Source organism: Fluviicola sp. (assembly GCF_030151805.1).
In the GTDB taxonomy this organism is placed as follows: Bacteria; Bacteroidota; Bacteroidia; order Flavobacteriales_D; family Crocinitomicaceae; genus Fluviicola.
Map to the genome: position 1 here is coordinate 1 of NZ_JASLCN010000448.1, position 10,782 is coordinate 10,782.

The window sequence follows — 10,782 nt, forward strand, 5'->3', positions numbered from 1 at the left end:
TTTATAACGAGCAATTGAATGAAACGGCGCTTGCGGAAAAGCAATACCGGATCATGCTGGGGAAAGACTTTGAAAGCGATATGAAGCTTTTGGCGGCATACCAGATTTATAAATTGCATACGCCGGACGATCCGGTTGCAGTGGAGCAGAAAGACTATATTTTGATCAATTATCCGACTTCCGATTATGCTGGTTATTTAAGAGATCCGGATTATTTCATCAAGAAAAAAGAACGTGAAAAGCTGACACAGGAGGCTTATTTAACGGATTTGGACCGCTACGAAAGAGGCTTGTATTATCCGGTAATCATGAAAGCCAATACGGTTTTGGCGGAAGAAAAAGAAAATCCGTACCGAAGCAAGTATATTTTGTTGAAAGCAATGGCTCAGGCAAAAATGTATGAAGACAAGAAGACTATTTTGCCGACTTTGGACACCTTGATTGCGCTTTATCCGAATACTCCGGAATCAGCTAAGGCAGCGGAGATGAAGAAGATCATTCTGAACGGATATTCCAAAAATGAACCGGTTGATTTTACGGATAAAAGCATCTACAAATACGTAGAAGGTGAACCGATGTTTGTGCTTATTTTCCTGACAGAGAAAATCAACAACGTAGTTGCTAAAACGCGTGTTGTAGACTTCAATAAAGAATATTACAGCAAACTTCGTTTGACAATCACCTCGAAAGTTTTGAAGGATGACAATGTAATCCTCATCAAGCAATTCAAGGATGAGATTGAAGCAGCATCCTATGTTTCGTTCTATAAACGGACACGAAATCATTTGCTGGATATGCAAAAAATGAAAATTTTATTTATTTCCGAGAAAAATTTGCTTACCTTATTTGAGACTGGTAAACTAGATGAATACCAGGTGTTCTTCGACGAGAAGTATTGAATCAAATAAGCGCACATCATGGAAGAAAATCCGGAAAAAAAACCGAAGAAGCAGGTTAAAAACTACGTTCGGTTTACAGGAGCGGCTTTTCAAATGGCCGGAACTATCGTAGCAACAGCTCTGCTTGGAGTGTGGCTGGATAAGAAATTTAATCCCGGAGGGAGTATGTACACGTTGATCTGTACACTTACCGGAGTGGTGGTCTCCATGTACATTATTATCAAGGAAGTGATCGATATGTCAAAAGAAAAAGAAGATGAATAAACGAGTTGGAGTTTTCTCGAGTTTAATCCTGATCGCAGGGATTTATTTGGTGTTGGTTGGTTTGAAATGGGATTGGTCCATTCCGAAAAATCACATTGCGGGAATCATCGGTTTGTTGGGAATCTTCTTTTCAAGTACGGCGATCATGATGTCCGGGAAAAATGCAACAGCGGAATCGCAAGCTCAACGCTTCATTTTGGGTACGGCAATCCAGATGATTTTGGTCTTGTTTTTTGTCTTAATCGTGAAATACGTGTGGAAGGATTCTTTCAAGGAATTCGTCTGGTATTTTATGAGTTTCTTCGTTGCGATGCTGTTCACGCAAGCACTTTGGATGCTCCTGAAGGTCCGGAAGAATTAACCATTTAATTTCGCAAACCTGGGCTTAAAATAAATTGCCCGAGGACCTGATTTGCGCACTCATTTGACTGAGCGAACACCGAAATCTGCGGGAGCTGTTTTGTAAATGCTCTCCTGTCAGTCCTTCACAAAACAAGCTTCTGAAAATCATTTCGATTCATAGCCTGGTTTCTGCTTACCATGAATGTGGTAAATAACGCATTTGTTTGCAATTTTTTCTTGGTCATTCTGAAAGATTCACTACCTTTGCGCCAAAATTTAGGGTTTTATCTAAATATTAATAAGCGATGTCATTAATTTTCAGTGCAAAACGATTTTTCATCTTGATAGCAGCAATGCTCATTTTGACCCCCTCTTACGCTAATCATAAAGAAACTATTCCGGAAGAAGAGTTTGAGGTAGGTGAAATGATCATGCATCACATCTCGGATGCGCACGAATGGCATTTGTGGGGAGGACACCACAACAGTGTTTCCGTTTATCTTCCGATCATTTTGGTTGATGGTGGTTTGAAAACATTTTCTTCCAGGCATTTTTACCATGGAGAGCATGCAACTGCGGTTGATCACAAAACAAACAAAGAAGTAGAATACGTGAAAGGAGTTGGTCCGGCAGCGGGTTACGCCATGTTTCACGAAGAAATCTACAAACTGAATGGGGGTGAATTATCTTTTGAAGATGGTCACGTTCACGATGCAGTAAGTCCATTGGATTTCTCCATTACGAAAAATGTGCTTTCCTTGTTTATGGGAGCGATTCTGATCTTATTGATCATGTCAAATGTGGCGCGTTTCTACAAAAAACACGGGGCGGTTGCTCCGAAAGGATTGGCAAAATATTTAGAAGTTTTGATCGTAATGGTTCGTGACGATATTGCGAAGGCAAACATCGGGCATAAATACAAAAAATACGTTCCTTACTTATTGACGATTTTCTTCTTCATTTTTATTAATAACTTATTGGGCTTGGTTCCATTCCTTCCGGGAGGAGCAAACTTGACAGGTAACATCACGGTTACCTTGTTCCTGGCGGTTGCTACTTTGTTAGTAACATTGTTCTCGGCAAACAAGAATTACTGGTTGCATATTTTTGCAATGCCTGGGGTTCCAAAACCTTTGTTGATCATTATGATCCCAATTGAATTGGTGGGAATTTTGACGAAGCCTTTTGCCTTGATGATTCGTTTGTTTGCAAACATTTCTGCAGGTCACATCATCATATTGGCATTGATTTCAATTATTTTTATCAACCAGAATGCAGCTTGGGGAGCATTATCCGTTCCGATGGCCTTGTTTATCTCTGTGTTGGAATTGTTGGTGGCGTTCTTACAAGCATTCTTGTTCGCAATGTTGTCAGCGTTGTTTATCGGTGCAGCTGTTGAAGAAGCGCACCATTAATTAGTAATTTTTTAAATACATATAGCATGTACGGAAGTATCGCAGCAATCGGAGCAGGTCTTGCAGTTTTAGGAGCAGGATTAGGAATTGGTAAAATTGGTGGTTCAGCAATGGACGCAATCGCTCGCCAACCTGAAGCTTCTGGAAAAATTCAAACAGCTATGATTATCGCAGCAGCGTTAATCGAAGGTGTTGCACTTTTCGGTGTAGTAGTTGGTCTACTAGGAAACGCGAAGTAATTAAAAAGAGCTTGTTGCAACGGTTGGTTGTGACAAGCCTTTTTTACAATGAATTGAAAAATTAAAATAGAGATAAGATGGGTTTAATTACACCAGATTTAGGATTACTTTTTTGGACGGGCTTAGTGTTCGTTTTGTTGTTGGTTATTTTAACGAAGTTCATTTGGAAACCAATTTTGGCTTCTGTAAATGCACGTGAGCAAAAGATTTCCGATGCGTTGGAATTGGCAGAGAAAACAAAAGCTGAAATGCATGCTTTGCAGGCTCAGAATGAGAACTTGTTGAAAGAAGCAAGAGCTGAGCGGGATGCAATCGTGAAAGATGCAAAAGAAACAGCTGTGAAAATGGTGGAGGATGCTAAGAATGCTGCGAAAACGGAAGCAAACAAAATCGTTGAATCTGCTCGTGCAACAATCAATACGGAGAAAACAGCTGCAATTGCTGAATTGAAAACACAAGTTGCTGCAATTTCATTGGAGATCGCTGAGAAAATCATTCGTGGAGAACTTTCTTCCGATGAGAAACAAAAAGCGTTGGCAGAGAAAATGGCAGGTGATATTAACTTGAACTAATCGAAAGAAATGAAGATTTCAAAATCAGCTTCCCGTTATGCACAAGCTTTGTTAGATCTTGCGATCGAACAAAACAAAGTGGATGCTATCGCGGCAGATATGAAATACATGGCAACAGTATGTGCTGAAAACCGTGACCTGGAGCTAATGCTTGAAAGTCCGGTCGTGAAAGCAGATAAAAAATTGTCTGTATTGAATGCAGTATTTGACCAATTCGACAAAGTGACCAGCATGTTCGTTGAGTTGATTGTAAAGAATGGTCGTGAAGGATACTTGTCTCAGATCGCAAGTTCTTTTGATGTACTTTTGAAAGCGCATCAGGGAATTGTTCCGGTGACATTGATCAGCGCTCAAAAATTGGATGATAAAGTCAAAAAAGAAATCGTTGCAAAAGTTCAGGCTTCTATAACAGGAACTGTTGAGTTGACTGAGAAAATTGATGCCGATTTGATCGGAGGATTTATCGTTCGTATGGGTGACAACCAGATTGATGCTTCAGTAGCATCACAAATTAATAAGTTGAAACAACGTTTAACAAGATAAGAGAAAGCGTAGCTTTCGATTTCGATCAGCTCACAAGCTGATGCATCGAGAAAGTAAAAAGCATTATTTCTCATAAAAAAAGAAAAACATGGCAGATGTTAAACCAGCAGAAGTTTCTGCGATTTTAAGAGAGCAATTAGCAGGGTTTCGTTCAGAAGCTGAATTGCAAGAAGTAGGTACAGTTTTACAAATCGGTGATGGTATCGCTCGCGTTTACGGATTGAAAGGAGTTCAATACGGTGAATTGGTTGAGTTCGAAGGAGCTCTTCAAGGAATTGCATTGAACCTGGAAGAAGATAACGTAGGGGTTGTATTGTTGGGTCGCTCTTCCGGAGTAAAAGAAGGTGATACTGTAAAACGCTTAAACCGCATTGCTTCTGTTAACGTTGGTGATGGAATGGTTGGCCGCGTTGTGGATACTATCGGTAACCCAATCGACGGAAAAGGTCCTATCGCAGGTCAATTGTATGAAATGCCAATCGAGCGTAAAGCTCCGGGAGTTATCTTCCGTCAGCCGGTAACTGAACCTCTTCAAACAGGTATCAAAGCGGTAGATGCGATGATTCCGATCGGACGCGGACAACGTGAGTTGATCATTGGTGACCGTCAAACAGGAAAAACGACAGTTGCAATTGATGCAATTATTAACCAAAAAGAATTTTTCGACCGCGGAGAACCTGTTTTCTGTATCTATGTTGCCATAGGACAAAAAGGTTCAACAGTAGCGGGAATCTATAAAAAATTAGAAGATGCAGGTGCAATGGCTTACACGGTAATCGTTGCTGCAAATGCTTCTGATCCGGCTCCAATGCAGTTCTATGCTCCTATGACAGGTGCTGCAATCGGTGAGTTCTTCCGTGATTCAGGACGTCCTGCATTGATCGTATTTGATGATTTATCCAAGCAAGCGGTAGCTTACCGTGAGGTATCATTGTTACTACGTCGTCCTCCGGGCCGTGAGGCTTACCCGGGTGACGTATTCTACCTTCACTCCCGTTTGTTGGAGCGTGCTGCGAAAATCATCGCTGATGACAACATCGCGTCTCAAATGAATGACCTTCCTGAATCTTTGAAAGGAATCGTAAAAGGTGGTGGTTCATTGACTGCACTTCCAATTATCGAAACACAAGCGGGTGACGTTTCTGCGTACATTCCTACAAACGTAATTTCGATTACGGATGGTCAGATCTTCCTGGAAGGTGACTTGTTCAACGCTGGTATCCGTCCTGCAATTAATGTAGGTATCTCTGTATCTCGTGTAGGAGGTAACGCGCAAATCAAATCCATGAAGAAAGTAGCAGGTACTTTGAAATTGGATCAGGCTCAATACCGTGAATTGGAAGCGTTTGCTAAATTCGGTTCGGATTTGGATGCGGCTACTAAATCTGTATTGGACAAAGGAGCTCGTAACTTAGAAATCTTGAAGCAACGTGAAGGAGATCCATACCCGGTAGAAAAGCAAATTGCAATCATCTACGTAGGTACAAAAGGATTGATGCAAAACGTTCCGGTAAGCAAAGTAAAAGAATTCGAAAAAGAATACCTGGATTTCTTAGAAGCGAAGCATTCAGATGTTTTGGTTCGTTTGAAAGCCGGAAAATACGAAGATGCTGATACAGATCTTCTGGGAAAAGTTGCGAAAGAGATCGCTGGAAAATATTAATTGAAAATTGAAAATTGAGAAGGTGATTGAGTTAGTCGAAATCCCTTTTCAATTTTAAATTAGAGTTATGCCGAATTTAAAGGAAATACGAAATCGAATTACTTCAGTAGGATCTACGATGCAGATTACATCTGCGATGAAGATGGTTTCTGCTGCAAAGTTGAAGCGTGCGCAGGATGCAATCACTCAAATGCGTCCGTATGCTGAAAAATTGCAAGAGATCTTAGGTAATCTGACTGCTTCATTGGATATTTCAGAAAACGCATTGGCTGCTTCTCGTCCGGTTGAAAACGTATTGATTATCGCAATTACATCGAATCGTGGATTGTGTGGTGGTTTCAATAACAACATCATCAAACGTGTCAACCTGGCAATTAACGAAGAGTATTCAAATTCAAATGTGAGTTTGTTATGTCTTGGTAAAAAAGCAAAAGATGCATTCAAACGTTCCGACATGTATTTCAATACCGCAGGAACCGGAATTGCTGATGATATCTTTGCCGATTTGTCATTCGGAAATGTTTCTGTCATTGCTGAATTTGCAATGCAGGCATTTTTGGAGAAGCAATTTGATAAAGTGGTGGTTGTTTACAATTCATTTATCAACGCTGCTTCTCAGGAAGTGAAAGAAGAACAATTACTGCCGATTGTTCCGACAGCTCAGTCTGATGATAAGCAAGCAGGAGATTACATCTTCGAACCTTCGAAAGAAGAGATCGTGGAAGAATTGATCCCGAAATCATTGAAAATCCAGTTGTTTAAAGCATTATTGGATTCAAATGCATCTGAACACGGAGCACGTATGACTGCCATGCACAAAGCAACGGATAACGCAAAGGAATTACAACGCAATTTGAAGTTGAGCTACAACAAAGCACGTCAGGCTGCCATTACAAACGAAATCTTAGAGATCGTTGGTGGTGCGGAAGCATTGAACGGATAATTCAATTAGAAATTATAATAGGAAAGGCTTTCAGGAAACTGAAGGCCTTTTTTCATTTTCAGGAAATAATTTGCCGGATTGGAGTTGAAAAGTACTTAAAAGGTGTTATACAAAACCTCTTTTTTGAATACTCAGTACAAAAGATACTGAAAAACAAGATGGTAATATTGTTTAAATCAACAAAAAAAGATTCTACCCTCTAAAGGGTAACTTTGATGAAGTTAACACTGTTCAGTGCTCATCTATCATGGCCTTGAGAGTCTTTTTGTTCAATGAAAAAATACGGGCTTAAGTGTCAAAATATCCTAAAATCCGTTAGGGATATTACAGGATATATACATTTACTCCGTGAATGTCACATTCGCGATACAGCCCACCGGAAACACCGCCACTTCCCTCAAGCTTCCTATCGGAATTGAACGTTCGTTCGCAGCGGCGGATGTACGATACTGAAGTGAATTATCTAGAAGAAAATAAGTCAAAGCAGTTTGACCAAACGGATTCTTGCCCTTTTGGGCATACCAATTCGTTCTGTCAACCTGCCGCCAAAGGCGCTCCCGGGTCGGAATCCGGAATTGATTGCATGAGCTTTTGAAACGAGTTTACGTGCAATGAAAAAACCGGACCCGACCGGGAGTTTTGAAAGAGGTTTCTTCTAAATTTGAAGCGGCAAGTAACGTGCCAAACTTTTAATTAAACAATTTAAACTATGAAAGAAGTGTTACTTAGTTATTGGTGGGTCGGATTGATTGTAATCTGTTTGATCCTCTACAAATTTATTTTGAGATTCCTGTTCGGAATGGTCATTGTTCCCGAAGACAGAATCGGATTGGTGACAAAAAAGTTCGTTCTTTTCGGAGAGCACAAAGAACTTCCTGACGGACGCATCGTAGCAACAAACGGTGAAGCAGGGTTTCAGGCAAAAACACTCGCTCCGGGATTGTATTTCGGAATGTGGGTGTGGCAGTACGAAATCACGATGGAGCAGTTTACTGTCATTCCCGAAGGAAAAATCGGTCTGGTTTTGTCGAAAGACGGAGCGGAAATCCCGACCGGAAACATTTTGGGAAGAAAAGTAGAATGCGACAACTTTCAGGATGCAAACATGTTCTTAACGAACAACGGGCAGCGCGGTCGTCAGACAAACTACATTACTGCCGGTTCCTACCGGATCAACACCATGCTTTTCCAGGTTTCCATTACGGAAATGGTGCGCATTCGTGAAAGCATGGTCGGAATCGTGACTACTTTGGACGGTTTACCGATCGAGCATGGAGAAATTGCAGGGAAGGCAGTTGGCGGACACAATAACTTCCAGAATTTCGATACCTTTTTGGAAAACGGCGGAAATCGCGGTTTGCAGCCAACTGTTATTTTGGCAGGATCCTATAACCTGAATCCATGGGCCTTGCAGGTAGAAGAAACACCGATGACTGAAATCCCGATCGGATACGTTGGAGTAGTAATCTCTTACATTGGCCAGGATGGAAAAGACCTGACAGGAACGGATTTCAAACACGGAAATATCGTGGAAAAAGGAAGCAAAGGGGTTTGGTCGGAGCCTTTCGGTCCCGGAAAATATCCGGTGAACAAATACACGATGAAAGTGGAATTGGTTCCTACGACAAACCTGGTATTGAATTGGGCACAGGCACGCAGTGAATCGCATAACCTGGATAAAAACCTGTCTACGATCACCGTGCGATCGAAAGATGGTTTCCCGTTCAACCTGGATGTTTCTCAAATCATCCACGTGCCTACCAATGAAGCACCGAAAGTCATTGCACGTTTCGGAAACATGGTCAACCTGGTAACGCAAGTTTTGGAACCAACCATTGGGAACTACTTCCGGAACTCTGCGCAGGATAGCGATGTGATTGCCTTCTTGTCGACACGTAAAGAAAGACAGGAATCTGCAAAAGAACACATCAAGAAGGTGCTGGATGAATACAACGTAAACGCGGTTGATACCTTAATCGGGGATATCGTTCCACCGGAATCGTTGATGAAGACGTTGACGGATCGTAAAATTGCGGAAGAGCAAAAGGTAACGTACGAAACCCAAAAACAGGCACAGGAAACGCGTCAGGGAATGGAAAAGGAAACGGCCATTGCAGATATGCAGAAAGACATCGTAAAAGCGCAGCAAAGTGTGGAAATCGCGGAACGCACGGCAAACGCAACGGTGAAAAAAGCAGAAGGAGATGCATCCGGGGTGAAACTGGCGGTCGGAGCGGAAGCAGAAGCAACCAAAATGCGTGCTTTGGCGGAGGCGGAAGCAACACGTGCACGTGCAAAAGCGGATTCGGAAGCAGTAAAATTGAAAGCAGACGCGGAAGCAGAACGCATTTCAAAAACAGGTTCCGCTGAAGCGACTAAGATTTCTGCGATCGGTAAGTCCACGGCGGAGGCTTACGAACTGGCAGTGAAAGCACTGGGTGGTGAAAACTTTACACGTTACAAAATCACCGAAGAGCTTTCAAAAGGAAATATCAAATTGATCCCGGATGTTCTGATCGGCGGAAACGGACAACAGGGAGGAAGTGCGATGGATGGTCTTTTAGGATTGAAACTCATGGAAATGATGGATCCGGAAAAGAAAACAGAAGTCGTTCAAAAGACAACGAAACCGGAAGTAAAACCGAAATCATCGGGTTCTCCGGGTAAAACGGAATAGAAGGAAGGGAGGACGAAAGTCCTCCTTTTTACTTTCAATGTAATGCAAGCGTTATGAGAAAGTAAATGTGATTCACAAAAACAACTGGATTCATTAAATATTTATCGAAAACAACTGATTGATTATTGAAATTTAACGTGACTTAACCCTTGGTTTAAGTTTGCTTAGTGCAAGTTTAATGTTGTTTATAATTGATTTAATATTAGCTCTACTAAAACGATAAAGTACCTTGTTTTCTTTGCAACAAAATTTTTGCATTCATGAAAACGTGTTTACTATCGGTTTTGTTATTCTGTAACTTCGCTATCAGCCAGACAACTCTATTTAACTACAATTCGAATTGGAAGTATTTGGATAATGGCAGCAATCAGGGAACAGCGTGGACTGCTTCCGGATTTAACGATAGCGGCTGGGCTTCTGGAAATGGCCAGCTTGGTTACGGTGACGGAGATGAAACAACCGTTGTCAGTTACGGACCTTCCAGTACCAACAAATACATTACGACCTATTTCAGAAAATCAATCGTCATTACAAACATCAATGACTTTGCTCAGATCCAACTGAACTGCAAGCGGGACGACGGAATTGTCGTTTACGTGAACGGATCGGAAGTCTGGAGAAATAACATGCCTGCCGGAACAATTTTGTATAGTACCACAGCAGCAGGAGATGCATCGGATGATGGAAATGGAATCCAAACAACCACATTGGATGCTGCAACAGCGGGTTTTGTAAGCGGAACCAATGTCATTGCAGTAGAAGTTCACCAACGAAATAATACCAGCAGTGATTTGTCATTCGATATGGAAATGATTGGTTTGCAAACTCCGGCTCAAACACAGGTTGTTGCATTGGGAAGCGCATGGAAATATAAAGACGATGGCTCCAATCAGGGAACTTCGTGGATAACGACCGGTTTTAATGATGCTTCCTGGTCAACAGGAAATGCAGAATTCGGTTACGGAGATTCCGATGAAGCCACATTGGTGAATGCGTGTGGAACGGTTGTTCAAAGTCCGTCTTGCACCAATAAATATCCGACTACTTACTTCCGAAAGTCAGTTTCGATTTCAAATGTCAATCTGTATCAATCATTCCTGTTTAAAGTCAGACGCGATGACGGAGCAGTTGTCTATGTAAATGGTACGGAAATCTGGAGAAATAACATGCCTGCCGGAACAATTGCTTACAACACATTTGCAAGTACTGCTTGTTCAGACGATGG

The 10,782-nt window shown here is 41.6% G+C and carries 10 protein-coding genes and 1 pseudogene; all 11 read left to right on the forward strand.

Features of this window, described 5'->3' with window-relative positions; all coding sequences use genetic code 11:
• Positions 1–899, forward strand: an 899-nt coding sequence (locus Q1V93_RS17005) for a hypothetical protein (protein ID WP_300666325.1), incomplete at its 5' end; no start/stop codon positions are given.
• Between the two features lie 18 nt (positions 900–917).
• Entirely contained in the window at positions 918–1,163 is a 246-nt protein-coding gene (locus Q1V93_RS17010; protein WP_300666326.1) for an AtpZ/AtpI family protein, read from the forward strand.
• Positions 1,156–1,524, forward strand: a complete 369-nt coding sequence (locus Q1V93_RS17015; RefSeq protein WP_300666327.1) for a hypothetical protein — start codon at positions 1,156–1,158, stop codon at positions 1,522–1,524. Before Q1V93_RS17010 ends, Q1V93_RS17015 begins: the two co-directional genes overlap by 8 nt.
• A 286-nt stretch (positions 1,525–1,810) precedes the next feature.
• A complete protein-coding gene (gene atpB, locus Q1V93_RS17020) occupies positions 1,811–2,920 on the forward strand; it encodes a F0F1 ATP synthase subunit A (RefSeq protein ID WP_300666329.1) in 1,110 nt (369 codons plus the stop codon).
• A 26-nt stretch (positions 2,921–2,946) separates the two neighbouring features.
• Positions 2,947–3,159: an ATP synthase F0 subunit C gene (atpE, locus tag Q1V93_RS17025; protein ID WP_124747783.1), complete on the forward strand. Its 213-nt coding sequence runs from the start codon at positions 2,947–2,949 to the stop codon at positions 3,157–3,159.
• A gap of 77 nt (positions 3,160–3,236) precedes the next feature.
• Entirely contained in the window at positions 3,237–3,731 is a 495-nt protein-coding gene (locus tag Q1V93_RS17030; protein WP_124747784.1) for a F0F1 ATP synthase subunit B, read from the forward strand.
• A 9-nt stretch (positions 3,732–3,740) separates the two neighbouring features.
• Positions 3,741–4,274, forward strand: a complete 534-nt coding sequence (atpH, locus tag Q1V93_RS17035) for an ATP synthase F1 subunit delta (RefSeq protein WP_300666331.1) — start codon at positions 3,741–3,743, stop codon at positions 4,272–4,274.
• An 88-nt stretch (positions 4,275–4,362) separates the two neighbouring features.
• Positions 4,363–5,937, forward strand: a complete 1,575-nt coding sequence (gene atpA, locus Q1V93_RS17040) for a F0F1 ATP synthase subunit alpha (RefSeq protein ID WP_300666332.1) — start codon at positions 4,363–4,365, stop codon at positions 5,935–5,937.
• A 67-nt stretch (positions 5,938–6,004) separates the two neighbouring features.
• Positions 6,005–6,880 carry an ATP synthase F1 subunit gamma gene (gene atpG / locus Q1V93_RS17045; protein ID WP_300666334.1) on the forward strand — a complete coding sequence of 292 codons (876 nt, stop codon included), beginning with the start codon at positions 6,005–6,007 and terminating at the stop codon, positions 6,878–6,880.
• Between the two features lie 709 nt (positions 6,881–7,589).
• Positions 7,590–9,557, forward strand: a complete 1,968-nt coding sequence (locus tag Q1V93_RS17050; protein ID WP_300666336.1) for an SPFH domain-containing protein — start codon at positions 7,590–7,592, stop codon at positions 9,555–9,557.
• A 260-nt stretch (positions 9,558–9,817) separates the two neighbouring features.
• A pseudogene (locus Q1V93_RS17055) lies at positions 9,818–10,782 on the forward strand (hypothetical protein); the annotation flags it as partial.